At 31.2% G+C, this 21111-nt stretch carries 20 protein-coding genes and 1 other RNA gene; 16 read left to right on the top strand and 5 right to left on the bottom strand.

Features of this window, described 5'->3' with window-relative positions; all coding sequences use genetic code 11:
• The first annotated feature begins 5 nt into the window (after positions 1 to 5).
• The 3 genes from DWV06_RS05085 to DWV06_RS05075 are packed head-to-tail and all read left to right on the top strand — an operon-like array spanning position 6 to position 1983.
• On the top strand, positions 6 to 566 hold the full coding sequence (locus tag DWV06_RS05085) for a stage III sporulation protein AF (protein ID WP_115481094.1): 561 nt from the start codon (positions 6 to 8) through the stop codon (positions 564 to 566).
• A complete protein-coding gene (locus DWV06_RS05080; RefSeq protein ID WP_115481093.1) occupies positions 567 to 1166 on the top strand; it encodes a stage III sporulation protein AG in 600 nt (199 codons plus the stop codon).
• Positions 1167 to 1179: 13 nt separating this feature from the next.
• Positions 1180 to 1983: a SpoIIIAH-like family protein gene (locus tag DWV06_RS05075; RefSeq protein ID WP_235828897.1), complete on the top strand. Its 804-nt coding sequence runs from the start codon at positions 1180 to 1182 to the stop codon at positions 1981 to 1983.
• A gap of 37 nt (positions 1984 to 2020) precedes the next feature.
• Here DWV06_RS05075 and DWV06_RS05070 read toward each other — a convergent pair whose 3' ends face one another.
• Complete coding sequence (locus DWV06_RS05070) at positions 2021 to 2725, bottom strand: DUF6320 domain-containing protein (protein WP_115481091.1); 705 nt, start codon at positions 2723 to 2725, stop codon at positions 2021 to 2023.
• 12 nt (positions 2726 to 2737) lie between these two features.
• Positions 2738 to 4033 (bottom strand): alcohol acetyltransferase, encoded by a 1296-nt coding sequence (locus DWV06_RS05065; protein WP_115481090.1) that lies wholly within the window; start codon positions 4031 to 4033, stop codon positions 2738 to 2740.
• 141 nt (positions 4034 to 4174) lie between these two features.
• Between DWV06_RS05065 and DWV06_RS05060 the strand changes: the two genes are divergently transcribed.
• A complete protein-coding gene (locus DWV06_RS05060; protein WP_115481157.1) occupies positions 4175 to 5074 on the top strand; it encodes an alpha/beta hydrolase in 900 nt (299 codons plus the stop codon).
• A gap of 101 nt (positions 5075 to 5175) precedes the next feature.
• Here the strand turns inward: DWV06_RS05060 and DWV06_RS05055 are convergent, their stop codons facing one another.
• Both DWV06_RS05055 and DWV06_RS05050 read right to left on the bottom strand, forming a co-directional pair.
• Complete coding sequence (locus DWV06_RS05055) at positions 5176 to 6420, bottom strand: hypothetical protein (protein WP_115481089.1); 1245 nt, start codon at positions 6418 to 6420, stop codon at positions 5176 to 5178.
• A gap of 27 nt (positions 6421 to 6447) precedes the next feature.
• Positions 6448 to 7713: a hypothetical protein gene (locus tag DWV06_RS05050; protein WP_115481088.1), complete on the bottom strand. Its 1266-nt coding sequence runs from the start codon at positions 7711 to 7713 to the stop codon at positions 6448 to 6450.
• A 216-nt stretch (positions 7714 to 7929) separates the two neighbouring features.
• On the opposite strand from DWV06_RS05050, the gene DWV06_RS05045 reads away from it, so the two are divergent.
• From DWV06_RS05045 to rnpB, 7 genes are all read left to right on the top strand, one after another.
• Positions 7930 to 8937, top strand: coding sequence for a deoxyguanosinetriphosphate triphosphohydrolase (locus DWV06_RS05045; protein WP_115481087.1), 1008 nt, complete (start codon positions 7930 to 7932; stop codon positions 8935 to 8937).
• A 56-nt stretch (positions 8938 to 8993) separates the two neighbouring features.
• The gene (dnaG, locus tag DWV06_RS05040) at positions 8994 to 10775 is read left to right on the top strand and encodes a DNA primase (protein WP_115481086.1); all 1782 of its coding nucleotides are present in this window, start codon (positions 8994 to 8996) and stop codon (positions 10773 to 10775) included.
• 39 nt (positions 10776 to 10814) lie between these two features.
• Positions 10815 to 11915 carry an RNA polymerase sigma factor RpoD gene (gene rpoD / locus DWV06_RS05035; protein WP_115481085.1) on the top strand — a complete coding sequence of 367 codons (1101 nt, stop codon included), beginning with the start codon at positions 10815 to 10817 and terminating at the stop codon, positions 11913 to 11915.
• Between the two features lie 10 nt (positions 11916 to 11925).
• Complete coding sequence (locus tag DWV06_RS05030; protein WP_115481084.1) at positions 11926 to 12618, top strand: tRNA (adenine(22)-N(1))-methyltransferase; 693 nt, start codon at positions 11926 to 11928, stop codon at positions 12616 to 12618.
• A gap of 32 nt (positions 12619 to 12650) precedes the next feature.
• A complete protein-coding gene (locus tag DWV06_RS05025) occupies positions 12651 to 13436 on the top strand; it encodes a Nif3-like dinuclear metal center hexameric protein (protein WP_115481083.1) in 786 nt (261 codons plus the stop codon).
• Positions 13437 to 13451: 15 nt separating this feature from the next.
• A complete protein-coding gene (locus DWV06_RS05020) occupies positions 13452 to 15113 on the top strand; it encodes a nucleoside kinase (RefSeq protein ID WP_115481082.1) in 1662 nt (553 codons plus the stop codon).
• A 20-nt stretch (positions 15114 to 15133) separates the two neighbouring features.
• Positions 15134 to 15481, top strand: an RNA gene (gene rnpB / locus DWV06_RS05015) — RNase P RNA component class A.
• 150 nt (positions 15482 to 15631) lie between these two features.
• On the opposite strand, the gene DWV06_RS05010 is transcribed toward rnpB, so the two are convergent.
• Positions 15632 to 16342, bottom strand: a complete 711-nt coding sequence (locus DWV06_RS05010) for an ISL3 family transposase (RefSeq protein ID WP_456297933.1) — start codon at positions 16340 to 16342, stop codon at positions 15632 to 15634.
• A gap of 429 nt (positions 16343 to 16771) precedes the next feature.
• On the opposite strand from DWV06_RS05010, the gene DWV06_RS05005 reads away from it, so the two are divergent.
• From DWV06_RS05005 to DWV06_RS04985, 5 genes are all read left to right on the top strand, one after another.
• Entirely contained in the window at positions 16772 to 16933 is a 162-nt protein-coding gene (locus DWV06_RS05005; protein ID WP_115481080.1) for a lactococcin G-beta/enterocin 1071B family bacteriocin, read from the top strand.
• 8 nt (positions 16934 to 16941) lie between these two features.
• Positions 16942 to 17403, top strand: a complete 462-nt coding sequence (locus tag DWV06_RS05000) for a CPBP family glutamic-type intramembrane protease (protein WP_115481079.1) — start codon at positions 16942 to 16944, stop codon at positions 17401 to 17403.
• A 24-nt stretch (positions 17404 to 17427) separates the two neighbouring features.
• Entirely contained in the window at positions 17428 to 17604 is a 177-nt protein-coding gene (locus DWV06_RS04995; protein ID WP_115481078.1) for an enterocin 1071A family bacteriocin, read from the top strand.
• A gap of 230 nt (positions 17605 to 17834) precedes the next feature.
• Entirely contained in the window at positions 17835 to 20033 is a 2199-nt protein-coding gene (locus DWV06_RS04990) for a peptidase domain-containing ABC transporter (RefSeq protein WP_115481077.1), read from the top strand.
• Positions 20033 to 21076 (top strand): HlyD family secretion protein, encoded by a 1044-nt coding sequence (locus DWV06_RS04985; protein ID WP_115481076.1) that lies wholly within the window; start codon positions 20033 to 20035, stop codon positions 21074 to 21076. Before DWV06_RS04990 ends, DWV06_RS04985 begins: the two co-directional genes overlap by 1 nt.
• Positions 21077 to 21111: the final 35 nt, after the last annotated feature.

Here is a 21111-nt window from a genome sequence, read left to right as displayed (position 1 = left end):
TATTTGTGAATATCATATATGATTGGATTAAAGATATAATTTTTTATTTGATATTAATATCTTTGGTATTTCAATTACTTCCAAATGATCAATATCGAAAATACATGAAGTTATTTGCAGGAATTTTGCTGGTAATTATTGTTTTAAAACCTCTTAAAGTATTATTAAGAGAGGAATCTTTGGATCAGGTCAGAGCAGCATTTCATCAGTATGATAATTATGAGGAAGATGTTCAGTTACAAATAGAGGAATTTAAGAAAAAGCAGGAAGAGATTTATAGTGAATATGCGCAAGGAGAATTGAAAGCACAAATTCAAAAGTTAATTGAGAAAAAAGGGTTTATTGTACAAAAAGCAGAAGTAAAAAACATAAATGAAAATGAGAAACTTTGTATCAGTTTAGTGAAAGAAAATACTGGAGTAAAAAATATAATTGTGGAAGCAGTTCAAATTGAAAAAGAACCAATTAATAAAGAATCTAAAGAAATAATAGAAATAAAAAAGAAAATAGCTGACTATTATAAGATTTCTGACAGTAATATTCAAATACAGTTAGGGGGAAAATAATTGGGCGATAGAAAAGATTGGTTTCAAATGTTTAAAGACAAATTTCATATTAAAAATATAAAGAAAGATCAATTGTTCATTTTATTATTAGTTGGACTTTTATTATGTGTTATCGTTATCCCAACAGATAAAAAAGAGGAAGTTCGTAATAAAGATGATAACAATAGAAGTTCTGATCGACCTAAATATGAAGTTCAAGAAAATTATGAAGAAAAAATGGAACAGAAATTAAAAGATACACTCTCTTATATTAATGGCGTAGGTGAGGTAGAAGTTATGATAACCATGAAAGATTCTGGTGAAAGCATTATAGAGAAAGACGTTCCTGAAACAAGCAGCACAGTAAGTGAAACAGATAATGCAGGAGGGACAAGAACAACGATCGAACGTACCAGTAACGAAGAGACTGTTTATAGCAAATCTGAAGATGGTACGAATTCTCCTTATGTGATAAAAAATTTAGAGCCTAAAATAGAAGGAATAGTTATTATAGCAGAAGGGGGAGATGATTCGACTGTGGTACAAAATATTTGTGATGCAGTTTTAGCATTATTTCCCGTGGAAATACATAAAATAAAGGTAGTTAAGATGAATGAATAGGAGGGAAAGACTATTGAAGAAGATTTTTAGAAAAAATCAGATTATTATTACAACCTTAGCAGTGATGATTGCAGTTGCAGGATACTTAAATTATTCAGGAACTATGTTAGGAACAAATGAAACGTCCACTCAGAGTGAGAACAAAAATGATAAAAATAAAGAAGTTGTAAATACAGATGATGTTGATCAATTAACTGATAATCAGATTAGTGATATTTCAGAAGAAGATATCTTTACAGATACAGAAGATCACAATTCAAAAGTGCAGGCGAATGCTACTGAAAAAAAAGAAGATAAAAAAATTACAGAAAGTATAGAAAAAAAGAAAGACAATGAAAAGAAAGAAGATTCGGATACAAAGAAAAAAGATGCGAAAGACGATGAAAAGGATAAAAAGAAAAACAATGAAGACAATGTACCTGGTGAAGCAGTATTAACAAGCAGTCCTTTCTCAGATGTCAATTTTATTGCAGAAGCGAAATTGACACGTGAACAAGTCAGGTCCAAAAATAAAGAAGTTTTATTAGAAGTAATAAATAATAAAAACGTAACAGATGATCAAAAACAGTCTGCAATTGATGGAATGCTTAAAATGACAGAAAATTCAGAACGTGAAATGGCGGCTGAAGTATTATTAGAAGCAAAAGGTATTACAGATGCAGTAGTTACAATAACAGATAATTCAGCAGATGTTGTAGTTAATATGTCTGAGGTAACGGATGCGAAACGTGCTCAGATAGAAGATGTTATGAAAAGAAAAACCGGTGTATCAGCAGAAAATATTGTGATTACACCGATTCAGGCAGAAGAGAAATAATGATATTATGAAACATATAAAAAAGTTATAAAACATATTAGAAATGAGCCCGTCTTCGTACTTCATTACGTAGTCGGGTTTGTTTTATAATCGTAGTCAATGTTACGACAATAATAGAACAGCATGTTAAAACGACTGCTGACCATGATAATGAAACATTATGTTTAATATATAAATCGATAAATATTTCGATACCGGAACATAATACTGCTACTTCAGCAAAAAACAAACAAGCTCTTGATAAAATAGAATTCTTGAACATTTTTAAATAAATTGCAAAAATTTCAATAAGAATTGTAGTTAATAGAATAATAGGAATAGCCAGATTTTGATACCAGCCTTTTCCTGGATATTGATAAGCTATAATACCACAATACATGGCAGCAGCGATTCCATCCAGAAAAATAGAAATAAAAATAGGAAGTTTACTGTAAATCAGTATAGGGATACAAAAAATCCATAGTAATAGACATGCTCCAATAATATATAATGACCAACGACCATTTTGGAATACGAATAAATTTAAAAGTCCACAGGATAATGCGGTCGAACCAAGTACGACAGAAGTAACGATAGCCGAATCCCGTTTTTTTAAAACTTCGAGTTCCCCTTTCTTTCTTGGATAAGGAGTAGGGGAAGTGAGATCGATTGGTTGTTTTGGGTTATTTATTTCAGTATGACACAATGGGCAGGAATGTGCGGTATTATCTAATTCAACACCGCAGTTAACACAATATGACATAAAAATCCTCCTTTAATTGTTTCGGTTTGTTTCAATTTTTACAGGGACACCATCGCGGACTAATTTTGTAAAGAAAAATTTTTCGACACTCGTTTCGACAATGCTGCTGGCAAAATTAATTGTTAGTATATTACCAAGACTAGCGATAGCACAGTTGGTTCTTGGTGAAAAAGGCTGTCCCATAAGTACATCGAAACGGATTAAGTGTTCACGCATTTCTTCAGGGATGTCTATGGTCCCTAAATTTGTTAGGCCTGCACTAGATTGAAGATCTTGTACTCTTTTATAAAACGATCTGACTGTCAAATCTTTTATAAATAATGGGACAATACGTATGACAGGATGACTTTTAGTCATTGCATTTGTCGTAATATCTGCATTCAAAAATTTTCCATTAATATGATAACGCATATAATAGTGTACCTGAGTTACAATTTCTTCAAATGTATAATCACCCAATCGCGGATCTATAGTAGGATACACCATTGTAATAAAATTACGTAACGTTTTTGAAGGAAAGAAACGTCTTAGACTTACCGGCATCGCTATTTTGATCGGACGTTCTTTTCTATGGTTTTCTGATTTTTGTTGTTGTATCAATGCATAGATAAGTACAGAATTCAAATACTCGGTAATAGTCACTTTATATTTTTTTGCTACATTCAGCAACGTATCAACAGAAATAATTCCACAAATAATATTTAAAGTATAAAAAGGTTCTAATGTTCCGTGAAGGCGATAGGCTTTTTCTTGTTTTCTGGGCGGTCGGACCTTTGAGGTGGCATAACGTTTATAAGCATCTTCTAACTCCTCAGGATCCGGCGGTTGATTAATATCAAGAACTCCGTTTTGATTGGGGATTGTATAGCCTTGTAGTCTTAGATATACAGCAATTAATGTTCGTAATAAATATAAAGCACCGGTTCCATCTGAAAGAGAGTGGAATACTTCTAGAGAAATTCTATTTTCATAATAGTAAACACGAATCAGATAATGATTGTTTGCATGAAAAGGCATTGGCATACAAGGATTTATAATATCTTGTTCTACCCAAGGACCGGGGCGGTTATTAGGTTCAAGATACCGCCAAAAAATTCCTTTACGTAAAGCCACTTTAAATGTAGGAAAACGTGGAAGTGTCATTTCTAGAGCCTTTTGCAGCAAATCAGGTTTTACTTTTTCTTTTAACAAGGCTGAAATACGATACACGGAAGAAAAACTTCTACGTTGTAAAGTAGGATATACTGTGGCAGATAAATCGAGTTCAAACCAAGAATCCTTAGTTGACTTTTTATGTGATTTTGGCATAGAAAAACCTCTCTTGTATTTGATATATATATTATACTCTAATATTACCATTTTTTAAACAGAAACTAATACCCTAAAATAGGCGGATTATGGTATACTCATAATAAAGGAATGATAAAAACGGAAGGAGCAGCAGCCCCTATGGAAAAACACAATAAGAGAACCCAAAGTTTGATGAAAGCAATTAAATTCGTTCATAGCTTAGCTTCCTTAGAAGATTTGGAAAAACAAAGACTGGCACAGGAGAGCCTTGGTACAATTTTTTCAGTCACGAAAGAAGTGGTGAGAAAAGAAATTATTATCGATAATATAGAGTGTGAATGGACAGAACCCAATAGAAAACATGATAAAAACAGAATTATTATGTACTGTCATGGCGGTGGTTATATGACAGGAAATAAAGAATATGCAAGAACAATAACAACGAAGTTAGCAATGAATACCTCGATGGAAGTGTTCAGTTTTAATTATCGTCTCGCACCCGAATTTCCATATCCGGCGGCATTAGAAGATGCAATCAGTGTATGGAATTATTTAATGTATCAGGGATATGGAAGTAAAGATATTATTTTGGCAGGTGATTCAGCAGGAGGCAATTTGGCATTAGCGCTTACTTTAAAGTTGAGAGAACAAATGAGGAAAGAACCGAAAGGTCTTGTTTTATTATCACCATGGACGGATTTGACTCTGGCCGGTGAAAGTCATCAAATAAAAGCAGATTTAGATCCAATTTTAGATAAAGAGTATTTAATGGACGCAAGGGATAATTTTGTGGGCAAAGAAGATATCACAATTCCTTTCATTTCACCGCTATTAGCTGAGTTCGATAAATTTCCGCCTGTTTATATCCAGGTAGGTAGCAATGAAATTTTATTATCTGATTCTATGAATCTATATAAGAAGCTGGTGAAAAGTGGGAATTTTGCTAGAATTGATATTTATAAAGGGATGTGGCATGTCTTTCAAATGTCTAATTTTAAAAAAGCGCAGGAAGCCGTGGAGAGTATTGCGGATTTTATTTTTGAAATATATGAGAGATAAATATAACATTTTCGTTTTACAAAAATAGCGTGTGAATATTATCCAGTAAACAACATCATTATGGAATAATAATTCACACACTATTATTATGGAACTACTATTTAGTTGTAACTTAATTCCGAATTAGAAATTTCAATCCCTGAAACTTTTTTTGTGTTAGTATCTACATAAATGTGTATTCCGTCTAAAGAACTCTTTGTATTTTGAATGGAATAAGTTTTTAAGTTACTGGATACTGATTCTTTAAAATCAATATCAGATAAGGCTTTTCTTAAATCTTTTTCTGACATATCTCGAGTAATGCCTTTTTGTATCTTAATTGGAAGATTAGTAGAAGCATTCCAACCTATCACATTATTCAAAAAACAATTTTCTATTGTGGCAGCTTCAGTAGAAAAATTTGTAACGGTACCATCTAATGTCTGATTATCTTTTCTTAATTCAATATATCCGGTATTTCCTGCTGCGACCTTAGAATCAGATGTTTTTTCCTTTATGGTCCATCCATTCTTTAGAAGTTCAGAAACTGGAACAGGTAATTGATACAAATTCCCAGCATATTCTACAACAAAAGAATCAAGATCATCGCCAAGTTCTTTTGGTGCTGTATATTTTTTGACGATGGCGGGTACATCTGCAGATATATTTTTTTCCTCTATATTTTCTTGCTTATTAAAATTGATTAATCTTATCCCTTTTAGAAGTTCCGTTTTTTTATCAATGGTCAGTTCTATTTCTCTAAAGTATTCTAAATGATATTTGAGTATAGAAAAATCTTCAATCTCATTTATTGAAGAAGGTTCACCATAAACAGCTTTTATGTCAGAAAGTTTAGATTTTCCAAATTCAATATCCCCTGAAAGAGTGATTTTGGCAGACGTATCTGAAACATCAGCACTATCTATAGAAAATTCATAAATATAACAATCAGCCCAGGGTACTACATCGGTCAATAAATTTCCCAAGCAACAGTCTGCCGACAGTTTGTATTGATTATGTACAAATTTAATAGAAGAGGACGTTTGATTTGGAGAATAACTTGAAGATATTGCTTTTAAATCATAAGACCAGCCTTTTTCGGAAAAAGATTCATAGGACATTGGAAAAGTATAAATATCATCATTTATTTTTATTTGGAAAGTATAAATATCTTTCGTAACTTTTTCCGTACTTCTTGCATTATTTGATGAAGGTACACTTTTTTCATCTTGTGTATTTTTGTTATCATTTGTTTGAGTAGCAGTATTAGAAATATTAGTATTCGTTACGTTGTCAGATTTATTATTTTTTGTACATCCCATTAAAAATACAATGATACAAAGCGTTGATATAAATAATTTTTTCATAAATAAACCCTTTCATTAGATTAATGTTTAGTCAGCTTCATCAAGGTCAATTTCAATTTTATCAATTGTTTTTGTTTCTGTATCTAAAATAAATATGTAACGATCGTATTCATTCCCATTTGTTGCATATAGATAGCAGAAACGGTCATCCATTTCATGATTTAAACCTTGAAGTGCTTTCGTTAATTCATCTTTGCTTTTACCTAATGTGATATTTTTAGAAACAGTAAAAGGGATTGTTGAATCTAAATCACTTGTATCAGATGAAAGCATGGTAATGGTACTATTTTCAATAGTGACTGCATTATCGGTGCTATTAAATACTCGTGCACGAATCACTTTATTATCTCGTTTTAATTCAACCCAACCCCTATCATGTGCGTTTACGCTAGAATTGGTGCATTCTATTGGGTCAGATGAATCAGTGTTTGTAGTATCAATTTCCCATCCATTTTTAATAAAAGCTGATACAGGAGCAGGTAATTGATAAAGGTCTCCTGCATAATTACAAATGTAATCACTAAAGTCATCGCTTTGTGCTTTTGGTGCGGTATAAGCACTTACAGATTCCGGTGTTTCTGTGCTTACTGGTTTTTTTACTATATTGTCTGGAGCTACAGGATTATCAATTTTTATTTCTGAAAGTGTTTTTGTTGTAGAATCGATATAAAGATCTACGTATGAAAGTACATCGTAAGTATAAGTATATTTTGTATATCTGGAACCTTCAAAAACGGAAGAAGGTGTTCCATAAGCTTTTTTGATATCATCTGCTGTCGATTTGTTAAATTGAATATTACCCGGTAAGTAAATGGTATCCGAACTGTCAAACATATCAGATCTTATTATGATACTACTTACATGGCAATTATCAATGGTATCTACACTATTACCAAAATTACTTAGGAAAGCAAATAAACGAGTTTCTGAATTGCTATTTATTAAAGGGGTTGATATGTCGTTCAGGTCAGGCTTCACTTTTGCATTGGTATATTCTTCTTCGCATTTCCATGAATTTGCAACAAAATCAGAGTAGGCTGCCGGTAAAGAATAGACAGTATTATTGTATTGGAATTTAAAACTGTAGATGTCATCGGACAATTCAGGGGATGGTTTTACAGGTGTGTTTGGTTTGGTGTTTTCTAAGCTGTTTTCTTTCACGGTAGAATCCTTTGTTTGGCTGGAAGTAGAATCCTTTGTCTGGCTGCTAGTTTCAATCTCTTTCTTTGAACCGTTACAGCCGGTAGTAAGTACGGCAATGCAAAGCATTGCAAATAAAATTTTGTTTTTCATTTTTCTCTCCTCATAAAATATTAGTTTAAGTAGCTCCTCAACATATTTAACAATAATTGCCAAAAAGCAACATACAAAACATTATCATTACATGATTAAGAAGTCAAGAATCATTTTATTTCATCTAAAATAAAGGAATCTTACAATTAACATAGAATATATAAAATAGAGAGTAAATTGAGAACACAGCAGGTTCGAAGGAGGAAGTATATAGATATGACGATTCGAGAAACAACTGAAATGTGGGAAATGGAATACTTAAGTGAATTCGCTTCTTTTAGCAAAAATTCTAAAGGACGTGATCGTTTTGAAGAGCAGTGTGATATCAGACCGGTTTATCAACGAGACAGAGATAGAATTATTCATAGTAAATCATTTAGAAGGTTAAAGCATAAAACACAGGTTTTTTTGACTCCTCAGGGAGATCATTATCGGACAAGATTGACACATACTCTTGAAGTTTCTCAGAATGCAAGAACAATAGCCAAAGCATTAAGGTTGAATGAAGATTTGGCTGAAGCGATAGCACTTGGTCATGACTTAGGACATACTCCATTTGGACATGCTGGGGAAAGAGCTTTAAACGATGTTTGTATTGGAGGTTTCAGACATAACGAACAGAGTTTAAGGATCATTGAAAGACTAGAGAAACAAGGACAGGGCCTCAATTTGACTTGGGAGGTACGGGACGGAATTTTAAATCATCCTACCAGTAATATGCCAAGTACATTGGAAGGGAAAATTGTCAGATTGTCAGATAAAATTGCTTACATTAATCATGATATTGATGATGCGATAAGAGGGAAGATTTTATCAGAAGAGGAGATCCCGAAAGAATATCGACTGATACTCGGAAATTCCACAAGAGAAAGATTGAATACATTAATTCACGATATTATTTCTAATAGTAGTGGTAAAAATGAGATCGTAATGTCTTATCATATTGAAAAAGCAATGAAAGATCTGCGCAAATTTATGTTCGAACATGTGTATATTAATCCGGTAGCAAAAAGTGATGAAAATAAGGCCATTCAATTATTATTGGACTTGTTTGATTATTATGTAAAGCATTTGGAGAAACTACCAGAGCAGTATTTAGATATGATAGAAAAAGAAGAAGAGAGACCTGAAAGGGTCATATGTGATTATATAGCGGGTATGACTGATCAATATGCAATTGCTAAGTTCAAAGAATTTTTTATACCAAATTCGTGGAAATATTAAAAAAATAAAGGAAATCAATATTTCTTGTCGAATATTCTAGTATGGAGGCAAAAAATATGGCATATTATTCAGAAGAATTAATCGAAGAAATACGAATGAGAAACGATATTGTAGATGTCATATCAGGATATGTGAAACTCAAAAAACGGGGTAGTACTTATTTTGGATTATGTCCGTTTCATAATGAGAAATCCCCATCTTTTTCTGTAACACCCAGTAAGCAGATGTATTATTGCTTTGGCTGTGGAGCAGGTGGGAATGTGTTTACATTCATTATGGAATATGAAAATTACAGTTTTCCTGAAGCGGTCAAATTTTTGGCGGACCGGGCAGGTATTCATTTACCGGAGATTGAATATACAGAAGAGGCAAAAAAGCAGTCTGATTTAAGAAATTTGGTTTTAGAAATGAATAAAGAAGCTGCAAAATACTTTTTCTTTCAATTACGTTCTAAAGCAGGAGAACAAGCGATTCAATATTTAAAAAAACGTGAATTAAGTGAAGATACGATAAAGCAGTTTGGTATAGGTTATGCCAATAAATACAGTAATGATCTTTATCAGTATATGAAGAAAAAAGGTTATTCGGATCAAGTTTTAAAAGAATCAGGTCTTTTTAACCTTGATGAAAAAAAAGGAATTTACGATAAATTTTGGAATCGTGTAATATTTCCTATTATGGATGTAAATAATCGAGTCATAGGTTTCGGTGGACGAGTCATGGGGGAAGGTATGCCAAAATATCTAAATTCTCCTGAGACAAAAGTGTTTGATAAGAGCCGCAATCTGTATGGATTAAATATTGCAAGGATATCTAGAAAACCTAATATTTTAATTTGTGAAGGTTATATGGATGTAATTGCTCTTCATCAGGCAGGATTTAATAATGCGGTGGCATCATTGGGAACTGCATTTACGATTGGTCAATCCAATCTGATAAAACGTTACACGCAAGAAGTCCTTCTTACTTATGATAATGATGAGGCAGGACAAAAGGCAGCACTGCGGGCGATTCCTATTTGTAAAGAGGCAGGCTTATCAGTAAAAGTGATTCAAATGCATCCTTATAAGGATCCGGATGAGTTTATTAAAAATCTTGGTGCACAAGCTTTCCAGGAAAGAATTGATAATGCCAAGAACAGTTTTTTATATGAGATTGGTATTATCGAAAAGGGATATGATTTAAAAGATCCGGAAGGAAAAACAAAGTTTTTTCAGGAAGTTGCTAAAAAGCTGCTTGAATTTTCGGAAGAGATCGAGCGAAACAATTATATTGAATCGATCGCTTCAAAATATCAAATAGGTTTTGATAATTTAAGAAAATTAGTGAATAAATATGGAGCACAATTAGGAGAAGGTTTTGCTCCAAGAGAAAGGAATACTAACGATTCAAAACAGCAGCGCAAAATGAAGGATGGTATGAAGCAGTCTCAAAAATTGTTACTGACTTGGTTGATAGAATATCCGGAACTTTATGATAAAGTCAAAAAATATATCAGACCTAAGGACTATACGGAAGAATTATATGAGAATGTTGCTGATTTATTATATGAGCAGCTAGATAAAAATCAATTGAATCCCGCTCAGATCATAAGTAAGTTTGCAGATGATGATCAGGCTAGAGATGTTGCAGCACTTTTTAATGCAGTTTTGAATGAAGTAGAGACAAAAGAAGAAAAGGATAAAGCACTAAAGGAAACCATTTGTCGTATTAAGCAAAATAGCATTCAGGCGGCATCAAGAAGTTTAGATCCAACAGATATACAGGGATTACAAAACTTAGTTGAGGACAAGCGTATTTTGCAGGAATTAGAGAAGTTGCATATTTCTTTTGATTAAGGACAAAATATAAACAACTATGGAAGGATGGAAATAGAAATGGTAGAAAATGTAGAAAAGTTTGAAGAGAAGCTGGCGGCGCTTCTGGCATTGGCAAAGAAAAAGAAAAATGTATTAGAATATCAAGAAATCAATGACTTTTTTCATGATATTGAATTAGATGTAGATCAATTTGAGAAAATATTAGAATTTTTAGAAACAAAAAATATCGATGTACTAAGAATCACAGAAGATGAAGAAGAAGAAATCATTATTGATGATGAGGACGAGGTAGATGTAGAAAAAATTGATCTGTCAGTTCCGGATGGTATCAGTATTGAAGATCCTGTTCGTATGTATTTAAAAGAGATAGGTAAAGTACCATTATTAAGCGCCGAAGAAGAAATAGATTTAGCCAAAAGAATGGAAATTGGAGATGCGGAAGCGAAAAAACGTTTGGCTGAAGCCAATCTCCGTTTAGTTGTTAGTATCGCAAAAAGATATGTTGGTAGAGGAATGCTCTTTTTAGATTTGATTCAAGAAGGAAATCTTGGATTAATTAAGGCTGTAGAAAAATTTGATTATAGAAAAGGTTATAAGTTCAGTACTTATGCTACATGGTGGATACGTCAGGCTATTACAAGAGCAATTGCAGATCAGGCCAGGACGATACGTATTCCAGTGCATATGGTGGAAACAATTAATAAATTAATACGTGTTTCAAGGCAATTATTGCAAGAATTAGGAAGAGAACCAATTCCGGAAGAAATTGCAGAAGAAATGAATATGCCGGTAGAAAGAGTGCGTGAAATTTTAAAAATTTCTCAAGAACCAGTTTCTTTGGAAACGCCAATTGGAGAAGAAGAAGACAGTCATTTAGGAGATTTTATTCAAGATGATAATGTACCCGTACCAGCTGATGCAGCTGCATTTACATTATTAAAAGAACAATTAGTAGAAGTATTAGGAACCCTGACAGAAAGAGAACAAAAAGTTCTAAGATTACGTTTTGGGTTAGATGATGGTCGCGCTCGTACACTGGAAGAAGTTGGAAGAGAATTTAATGTAACAAGAGAACGTATTCGTCAAATCGAGGCGAAGGCTTTAAGAAAACTACGTCATCCAAGCAGAAGCAGAAAATTAAAAGATTATTTGGACTAGGTGGTAATATATGCGGTTATCGAAGAGGTTATCGGCTGTTGCCAATATGGTAACCAATGGGAATCGTGTGGTCGATGTTGGGACAGACCATGGATATATTCCGATTTATTTAGTAAGAAAAATGAGAATACCAAGTGCAATAGCTATGGATATTAATAAAGGCCCTTTAGAAAGAGCAAAAGGACATATATTAGAATATGGATTAGAATCCTACATACAGACACGTCAATCAGATGGTGTGAAAGCCCTGAAGGATAATGAGGGGGATACCCTCATTATTGCCGGTATGGGTGGAGGACTTGTCATAAAAATATTGGATGAAGGGAAACAAGTATTAAGTTCTTTTCAAGAATTTATTTTACAGCCACAATCAGAAATTTTTCAAGTCCGACAATATTTGCAAGAGAATGGGTACCGGATTCTTGAAGAAAAATTTCTTCAAGAAGATGGTAAGTTCTATACGATTATAAAAGCAATAAAAGGAGCTATGGAAACGTTATCTCCCGTATATTTAAAATATGGTAAGCAGCTTTTAGAAAATAAGGATCCGGTGCTGAAAGAGTTTTTATTAAAAGAACAGGTACAGTATCTTAAAATAAAGTATAATTTATTAGAAAAGAATACATCCTCATCTATAGAACGATTAAATGAAATTGAAGAAAAATTGGAATATAATAACCTGGCATTAACCATAATTGATTGACGACATAATAATATAAGAGAGGGTGAGATACAATGCTATGTAGTGACATTATAAAAATCTTAGAGGAACATTCACCTTTAGAATATGCAAGTTCATGGGATAATGTTGGTTTGTTGATTGGCGATAAAAAGAATCCGATTCATAAGATTCATATAGCTTTAGATGCTACAGATGAAGTGATCGAAGAGGCAATTCAACAAAATGCAGATATGCTGTTAACGCATCATCCTCTAATATTTCAAGGAATGAAAAAAGTTGTTGCCAATGACTTTATCGGAAGAAGAATCATTCGTTTAATACAAAGCAATATTAATTATTATGCGATGCATACTAATTTTGATATAAAAGGTATGGCAGATTTGGCGATAGATTATTTAGGCATTGAGAAAGAAGATATTCTGGAAATCACTTACCAATCTGAGCAAAATGTAGAAGGGTTCGGCAGAGTCGGTCATTTAAGTAAAACGGTCTCATTAAAAGAATGTTGTAGTCTGGTCAAGGAAAAATTTCAAATTGATTCGGTAAAAGTATTTGGAGATTTAGAGAAAAAAGTAAATAAAATAGCTATTTCACCAGGTTCAGGAAAAAGTATGATTCCTCATGCGTTAGAGAAGAAAGCAGATGTACTGATTACCGGAGATATTGATCATCATGATGGAATAGATGCAGTTGCAAGAGGACTAAGCATCATTGATGCAGGACACTACGGAATTGAATATATTTTTATCCCATATATGAAGAAATATCTAGAGCAGAATTTGACAGATAATGTAACAGTAACTTGTGCGCGGATTCAAAATCCGTTTCAAATTATTTGAAAAGGAGAGATTGGCATGGAAGCAGTAAAAGTTTATGTAGGTGAGGAAGAGAGGGAGTATCCGACAGGGACTACTTTTTTAAAGATTGCAAAAGAGTTTCAAAATAAATTTCAAAATGAAATTGCACTTGCAATGGTTGATAATAAATTACAGGAATTACATAAGACTGTACAACATGAATGCCATATAAGTTTTGTTACAACAAAAGAAAGTGCCGGAAATAAAGCATACAAAAGAAGTGCTACTTTGTTGATGCTAAAATCCTTTTATGATGTGGTAGATGTTAGTAAATTAAAAAAGGTTAGAGTTCTGTATCATTTGGATAATGGGTATTATTGTAAAGTGACAGGTGATATAAAAATTAATGAAGAACTATTGAAAAAGCTCAAGAATCGTATGAAAGAGTTAGTTGAAAGAGATATTCCAATTCACAAAAAAACATTAAATTCGAATGAGGCAATTGAAAAATTCGGTGAATATGGTATGCATGATAAGGAACGCTTATTTAAATATCGTTTAGTTTCGAATGTAAACATTTATAGTATTGAAAAATTTGAAGATTATTATTATGGATATATGGTTCCTAGTACAGGATACCTTAAAAATTTTGACTTATGTTTGTTTGATGAGGGTTTTGTACTACAATTTCCAGATCAGGATGGAGGAACTGAAATTTCAGGATTTCAGCCTCCAAAAAAACTATTTCAAGTATTAAAAGAATCGACTAAATGGGGAGAGATGATTGGTATCGATACCGTCGGTGCTTTGAATGATAAAGTAGCCGATGGAAGCATTAAGAATTGTATTTTGATACAAGAAGCTTTATTTGAAAAGAAAATTGCTGGAATTGTAGAAAAGATAATACAGCATCCTGATAAGAAATTGATTATGATTGCTGGTCCATCATCATCCGGAAAAACAACATTTTCCCATCGTTTATCTATTCAATTAATGGCGCAGGGTCTCAAACCACATCCGATTCCAATTGATAATTATTATTTGGATCGTGATCAAATACCGCTGGATGAACATGGAGAACGTGATTTTGAATGTTTAGAAGCTTTAGATATAGAGCGGTTTAATAAAGATATGCTGGCTCTATTAGCAGGTGAATGTGTAGAAATACCACAATTTTCTTTTGAAACGGGAAAAAGAGAAATGAAAGGCAGATGTCTACAACTTGGAAAAGATGATATTTTAGTGATTGAAGGGATTCATGGATTAAATGATAGTCTTTCTTATGAACTACCAAAAGAAAGTAAATTTAAAATTTATATTAGTGCGCTGACTCAATTAAACATTGATGAACATAACCGTATCCCTACGACTGATGTTAGATTGATACGAAGAATTGTCAGAGATGCAAGAACTCGTGGAACTTCAGCGAAAGAGACATTGTCTATGTGGAAGTCTGTCAGACGTGGTGAGGAAAGGCATATTTTTCCATTTCAAGAGCAAGCTGATATCATGATTAATTCCGCACTAATTTATGAGCTGGCAGTTCTTAAATTATATGCAGATCCATTACTATTTGGGATTGAACCGGATGAGCAGGAATATAATGAAGCGATTCGTTTACTTAAATTTTTAGATTATTTTGTGTCGATACCAAGTGAGTCAATTCCCCAAAATTCCATTGTAAGGGAATTTATTGGAGGTAGTTGCTTTAAAGTTTAATTTATGTTAAAATATAATGCTAAGTAAGATAAGTGATCGCAGCTACAAGTGTCGAAAGACCGTAGGTGAGGAAAGTCCGGGCTTCATAGGGCAGGATGCCGGATAACGTCCGGTGGAGGTGACTCCAAGGCCAGTGCAACAGAAATATACCGCCAGTATTTTACTGGTAAGGGTGGAAGGGTAGAGTAAGAGCCTACCGCCTTCTTGGTAACAAGGAGGGCACATGTAAACCCCATTCGAAGCAAAACCGAATAAAAGCGATAACGTGGCCCGCTAGCTTTAGGTAGGTTGCTTGAGGTGATTGGTGACAATCATCCTAGATAGATGATCACTCACGACATAACCCGGCTTATCGTCTTGCTTATTTTATAGTTAAATATAAAAAGGCTCTGTGTCAATAGTTGGGGTGTGATTCTTTGAATCACGCCCCTCTACTGATGTTAGGGAATTTTAATATTATCATCTATTGAAAGGATATTTAGACTAGCAAATAATCCTCTTTGTTAGTTCGCTTTTTATTAATTAGTACAATGTAATATTCTTGTTCTAAATCTTTCAAAATTCCTAATTCCATAAGATGTACGTTTCATTACTTTGATTTTATTATTAAAACCTTCAGTTGGATCATTTGTAATCCCATATTTAAAAGCACTCAAAATACCTTTTGAGAAACGTCTATAGGTAGCTGCTACATCTTCAAAGTCTTTCATTCCACATGTTTCTGCATTTGCAAGCCATTTCAAGAACTGTTCACGTTGGAATGAGTATTTTGTTTCCTGACAAATTTTATAAAACCATTCTTTTAAGTAATGAGCTTTACGTAATTCATCATTGTAAAGAAGCATAATGTCGCAGGCCTTCTTATCTTCTTGTTTTAAAGAATCGTATCTTTTGTGTATTAGAGTTTTGCTTCTTTTGTAGTATTTCCTAAGTGTTGGTGTCATATGATTACGTTCTTTTTTGGGAATCGTTCTAAAATAAGAAGTTAAGTGGGACTGTGTACTGTCTGGAAAAATGTCTAACACCTTACATTTAAGAGAATCAACAAGTATATATTGGTATTTTCCAGTATTGGCATTCACTTTAAACTCATCAATTGCAATCGCTTTCTTTAATGTTGGAAGTTCATAATTTAAAGTATCCAGAATCCTTGTTACAGTAGAGGCTGAAATGTTAAGTTTGTTAGATACATGCTTGATGCTTACAGTATCTCTTAGCTCATTAGCAATGGCGTGTGTAAGTCGCCTTGTCCGTTGTTGATATCTTGAAAGAAAGAGAATAACTTTCAAAAAATCTTTTGCCGCATGAACAGTGATATCGAAGTTTATTTAGAATTAAATAACAATCTTTTAACTGAAAAGGTAATATTTTATTACAAAAATAATAAAAATGTTGGAAGTGTAAGTTTACACCCCAACATTTATTATAGAGCCGTAATTTATAGTTATAATGAATTATATTGTAATTTAAGATTCAGGCTGTAAAAGGTATACATAAAATAATGCAATACATTTTCATGATTATAATTAAGGGAGTAAGCATCAATATATTTACATAACATAATTTTAAACTATTTACATTTATTAAAATGTGTTATATAATATCTAAGTTCTTAACGTTAAGAAATAATATTATAAATTAATAAGGAGGAAGATTAAATGAATAATTTTGAGTTTTTATCAGAAGAGGAAATGTATACAATCGAAGGTGGAGGGAAATGGGAAACGGTAATATCTTTAATAGATCCAGCTTATAATTTTATAAAAGGTGTTGGTCATGGCTTCGTAGAGGCTGGGAATAAAGATAATTGGGGTGATTGATATATAGAATGTTTAAAAGAGTAAGAGAAATTAGTGATGTAAAATTTATTTTGTTATCAGTATTAATATGTTTTATATTTAATTATTTATTTATATATATTGCTGGTTTATTTGGTATTAATATAACTGATGAAATATATATAAAAGATTATAATTCGTTTTCAATATTTATGTTTATTTTAATAACATTTATTGGACCAGGTATTGAAACGATTTTATTAGTTTATTTAGTTAAGATTGCAAAAATAATTATAAAACGAAATTATATTGTAGCGGTTCTAATTTCTATTATATTTGGTGCGTTACATTATCATTCTATATCTTATATGTTGATAGCAAGTGGTATAGGATATATATATATTTTTTCATATATGTTTTATCCGAACAAAAGATTTACATCTTACAAAATATTATTTTTAATACATTCAATATATAATTGTATATCATATATAACAAATATATTTAAATAAAGAAATTTGAAAGGAAGATAAATTATGTTAAATAAATTTTGCGAGTTAACAATTAATGAAAGTAGAAGTATTAATGGAGGTAGTGCGTTTAATGATATTGGAAATGTTGTAGGAAAAGGATTATATTATATATGTAAAGGACTTGATGCTTCAACTACAGCTGGACAAATGGAAAGATGGCACAAAAAACATAATAAATAGAAATATTTATTATTAGAATTGGAGCTGTTTCAAAACTAACAAGTTTTAGTTGGGATTGTTATGGCTCCATTTTTGTGATTATTTTCAATTGTTTAACTCTTATTATTACATATACGTAGAGTGCTATTATTGCAGTAAATTACATAAAGATTGCTTATTGAGATTGAAATAAATTTTAAATATTAGAGAATCAAAATAATTAATAGAAACATGGAGACATAAAGGGAACGATGAAATACTCATGTATAAAACAACAAGACACAACTGATTGTGGTGCAGCTTGTCTTGCAACTATTTCAAAACAATATGGATTAAGAACACCTATTTCAAAAATAAGAGAATATGCAGGTACTGATAAACAAGGAACAAATGTATATGGTATTATTAAAGCGGCTGAACAAATAGGTTTTAGTGCAAAAGGTATGAAAGGAGATAAGGAAGCTTTTTTTTCTGATTTTCCATTACCGTGTATTGCTCATGTTGTAATAGATAGCAATTTATTTCATTATATTGTTATACATAAAATTACAAGGAAAAAAATTATTATAGCAGACCCAGCAGAAGGATTAATTACTCTTAAACCAGAACAGTTTTTTGGGATAAACGTTAAAGAAAGTGAAAATTCTAAATATCGATGGACTGGAGTTATTATTTTTATGACACCAACAATGAAATTTAAAACTGGTGATAAGACAAAAGGTTTATTTAAAAGTTTTTTATCTTTATTAATACCTCATAAAAAAATATTAATACATATATTTATTGCATCTTTGATATATACATTTTTAGGTATTTTAGGAGCATTTTATTTTCAAGCATTAATAGATTATATACTTCCAAACAATTTGAGTGAGACGTTAATGGTGCTTTCTATAGGGATAATAATTTTAAGTATTTTTAAAGTATTATTATCCGCTTTTCGTTCACATCTATTATTATATTTAAGCCAAAAGATTGATATAGCATTATTGTTTGGATATTATAAACATGTAATTAATCTCCCGATGAATTTTTTTGGTACAAGAAAAGTAGGAGAAATAATATCTAGATTTCAGGATGCTGGCAAAGTGAGAGATGCTATTTCAGGGGCGGTATTAACACTAATGATAGATACGATAATGGCAATTATTGGCGGTATTATATTATTTAGGCAAAATTCTGCAATGTTTTTTGTAACAATTATAATGCTTGGATTGTATTTATTAATAGTATGGTCATTTAATAAGTCATATCATCGTTTAAATCGTAATCAAATGGAAAATAATGCAAAGTTAACGGCTTTTTTAGTGGAATCATTACATGGAATACAGATGATAAAAACTTATAATGCAGAAAGAAATGCAAATCTAAAAACTGAAATTAAATTTGTTAAACTTCTTAAAAGTGTTTTTAAATTATATTGTATCGAAAATTTACAAGATGCACTAAAAACTATAGTAGAAGTTATTGGAGGAATAATTATATTATGGGTTGGTAGTTTTAATGTTATTCATGGAAATATTACAATAGGTCAATTAGTAGTATTTAATTCTTTACTGATTTATTTTTTAGAACCCGTAAAAAATTTAATTAACCTACAACCAAAAATGCAGACAGCTATAGTAGCGGCTAATCGTTTGGGAGAAATTTTAGATTTAGAAATTGAAAAAACAAAAATAGAAGAAAAAAAAATAAGACCAAAGAATTTATTAGGTGATATTGAATTTAAGAATGTGAATTTCCGCTATGGGACTAGAAAGTTAGTGTTAGAAAATATTAACTTAAAAATTAAATGTGGACAAAAAGTAGCTTTTGTTGGTGAGAGTGGATCTGGAAAATCAACTCTTTTTAAATTATTATTATATTTATATAAAACTGAATCTGGAGATATTTTATTAAATGATAATAAAATTGACGATATTCAAATCGAAATTTTGAGAGATAAAATTGCATATATTTCACAAGAAACATTTTTATTTAGTGGAAGTATATTAGAAAATCTATCTTTTGGCATGGTTAATACATCAATAGAAGATGCTATAGAAGCTTCTAAATTAGCACATGCACATGATTTTATTAATGAACTCCCTTTAAGATATAATACTAATCTTGAAGAAAATGGTGCAAATATATCTGGAGGACAAAGACAGAGATTATCTATAGCAAGAGCAATGTTAAAAAAACCGGATATATTAATTTTAGATGAAGCTACAAGTAATTTAGATGCCATTACTGAAAGAATGATAGATGAGACAATTCATAAATTATGCATAAATACAACAGTAATATTTATAGCACACAGATTAAGTACAATTAAAAAATGTGATAAAATTTTTGTTATGGATAAAGGTAAAATAATTGAAGAAGGATCTCATATAGAATTAATAAAATTAAGTGGGGAATATGCAGAGCTTGTAAAACAACAGACATTAGAAAGCGGGGAAGAATAATGAAACCATTACTTATGGATATGAATGGCATGTCTAATAGCAAAGAGGTTTATGAATCTAGACCCCATCCATTTTTTGTATTATTTATTTATTTAGTATTATCTATAATAATTTCATTTTTAATATGGGCTTATTTATGTAAAATTGACATTGTCATAAAATATAATGGAATATTAAAGACATCAGAAAAAGTTTTAACTATAACAAATGAAATTGAAGGACAAATTGAAAAGGTAAAAGTAAATGATGGAGATGAAGTAAAAAAAGGAGATATAATATATGTAATTAATCATGATGAATTAGCTACTGAATTAAAAGATTATAGCAAAAATCTTAGTGATGTAGAAGATAGGTTATTAATATTAAATGCCTATTTAGACGCATTGAACGGTAATATAAATAATTTTCAGTCTTTACAAAAAAATGTCTATTTTGATGAGTATAAATCACGTTTTGATTTAATTACAATTAAAACGAATCCATTAAACTCAGAAAAAGAAAGATTAACAGAAATTAATACGATATATGGAGAATTAAAATCATATAAGGCGAAAAAAAATGATTTGTTAAAAAAATGTGCAATAATAAATAAGGAAATTAAAAAATCAACAGTAATTGCTAAAAAAGATGGTTCTGTAAATTTTAAATTTGATATTGTAGAAGGAAATAAAATCCATGAAGGTGAAGAACCTTTAACTATTATACCTAAAAGTAAATATTTGATTGATACATTTATTGATAATAAAAATATTGGAAAAATAAAAGAGGGTATGCAAGTTAAAATAGAATTTTATTCGTTTCCTGTTTCAGAATATGGATTAATTTCGGGTAAGATTAAAAACATATCAAAAGATATTAAAATAAATGATAAAAAAAGTTCCTCATATTATATCGCAAAGACTACTTTAGACAATAATTCACTATATAATAAAAAAGGAAAAGAGGAGAAATTAAAAGTGGGTATGAATTGTGAAGTAAAAGTCATAACAGGAAAAAAAAGGGTTTTGTTTTATATATTAGAAAAAATTAATTTATTGAATTAGATTTATGCAATTTTATTTTATTAATTCTATAATAT

The sequence above is a fragment of the Anaerosacchariphilus polymeriproducens genome, assembly GCF_003363435.1.
Taxonomy (GTDB): Bacteria; Bacillota; Clostridia; order Lachnospirales; family Lachnospiraceae; genus Anaerosacchariphilus; species Anaerosacchariphilus polymeriproducens.
Note: the sequence above shows the minus strand (reverse complement) of the source record. Positions and strands in the feature narration are given on the sequence as shown.

Bases quoted from the DNA above. Each gene is read 5' to 3' on its own strand.
- DWV06_RS05020 (WP_115481082.1), top strand. From the start codon at position 13,452: ATGGAAGCAGTAAAAGTTTATGTAGGTGAGGAAGAGAGGGAGTATCCG.
- DWV06_RS05005 (WP_115481080.1), top strand. From the start codon at position 16,772: ATGAATAATTTTGAGTTTTTATCAGAAGAGGAAATGTATACAATCGAA.
- DWV06_RS05030 (WP_115481084.1), top strand. From the start codon at position 11,926: ATGCGGTTATCGAAGAGGTTATCGGCTGTTGCCAATATGGTAACCAAT.
- DWV06_RS05070 (WP_115481091.1), bottom strand. From the start codon at position 2,725: ATGTCATATTGTGTTAACTGCGGTGTTGAATTAGATAATACCGCACAT.
- DWV06_RS05000 (WP_115481079.1), top strand. From the start codon at position 16,942: ATGTTTAAAAGAGTAAGAGAAATTAGTGATGTAAAATTTATTTTGTTA.
- DWV06_RS04985 (WP_115481076.1), top strand. From the start codon at position 20,033: ATGAAACCATTACTTATGGATATGAATGGCATGTCTAATAGCAAAGAG.
- DWV06_RS05050 (WP_115481088.1), bottom strand. From the start codon at position 7,713: ATGAAAAACAAAATTTTATTTGCAATGCTTTGCATTGCCGTACTTACT.
- DWV06_RS04995 (WP_115481078.1), top strand. From the start codon at position 17,428: ATGTTAAATAAATTTTGCGAGTTAACAATTAATGAAAGTAGAAGTATT.
- DWV06_RS05060 (WP_115481157.1), top strand. From the start codon at position 4,175: ATGGAAAAACACAATAAGAGAACCCAAAGTTTGATGAAAGCAATTAAA.
- DWV06_RS04990 (WP_115481077.1), top strand. From the start codon at position 17,835: ATGAAATACTCATGTATAAAACAACAAGACACAACTGATTGTGGTGCA.
- dnaG (WP_115481086.1), top strand. From the start codon at position 8,994: ATGGCATATTATTCAGAAGAATTAATCGAAGAAATACGAATGAGAAAC.
- DWV06_RS05055 (WP_115481089.1), bottom strand. From the start codon at position 6,420: ATGAAAAAATTATTTATATCAACGCTTTGTATCATTGTATTTTTAATG.
- DWV06_RS05045 (WP_115481087.1), top strand. From the start codon at position 7,930: ATGACGATTCGAGAAACAACTGAAATGTGGGAAATGGAATACTTAAGT.
- rpoD (WP_115481085.1), top strand. From the start codon at position 10,815: ATGGTAGAAAATGTAGAAAAGTTTGAAGAGAAGCTGGCGGCGCTTCTG.
- DWV06_RS05025 (WP_115481083.1), top strand. From the start codon at position 12,651: ATGCTATGTAGTGACATTATAAAAATCTTAGAGGAACATTCACCTTTA.
- DWV06_RS05065 (WP_115481090.1), bottom strand. From the start codon at position 4,033: ATGCCAAAATCACATAAAAAGTCAACTAAGGATTCTTGGTTTGAACTC.